The organism is Salmonella sp. NW884 (genome assembly GCF_051700745.1).
Lineage (GTDB): Bacteria > Pseudomonadota > Gammaproteobacteria > Enterobacterales > Enterobacteriaceae > Salmonella > Salmonella enterica.
In genome coordinates, this window is sequence record NZ_JAMMDE010000043.1 from 1 (window position 1) to 461 (window position 461).

Consider the following 461-nt stretch of genomic DNA (forward strand, 5'->3'; position numbering starts at 1 on the left):
TTCCATCGCCGCTTTTTCGCGTTGCTTAATCTTGGGTTTGAATACTGGGAACCCACCGGCGGCGCCATTTCTGCCAATGAGCGCAAACTGGTAAACGGTTATGCAAAGTTTCTCGCTGCATATGGCGGGAATGAAAGCGCATTACTGGATGCGGCTGAACAGTATCTGGAACAGATTGCAAACCGCCGGGTAACAAACGGGATTAGCCTGTGTAAATCTTTCGATGCATACCGCGCATGGGTGACGGTTGAGGCTGGTCACTATGACGCCATCCAGTTACCGGACGGCACCCTTCGCAAACATCCCCGCAGCATCGCTTTTTCCAGCATGGATGAGGTCGAATTTCAGCAGTTGTATAAATCCGCGCTTGATGTTCTCTGGCGCTGGATTTTATCACGTACATTCCGTACTCAGCGCGAGGCCGAGAACGCCGCCGCCCAGCTCATGAGCTTTGCGGGGTG

At 53.1% G+C, this 461-nt stretch carries 1 protein-coding gene; it reads left to right on the top strand.

The annotated features are described in order from the left end of the window. The coding region (locus NA197_RS23430) for a DUF1367 family protein (RefSeq protein WP_079970322.1) at positions 1-461 on the top strand (461 nt) is incomplete at both ends.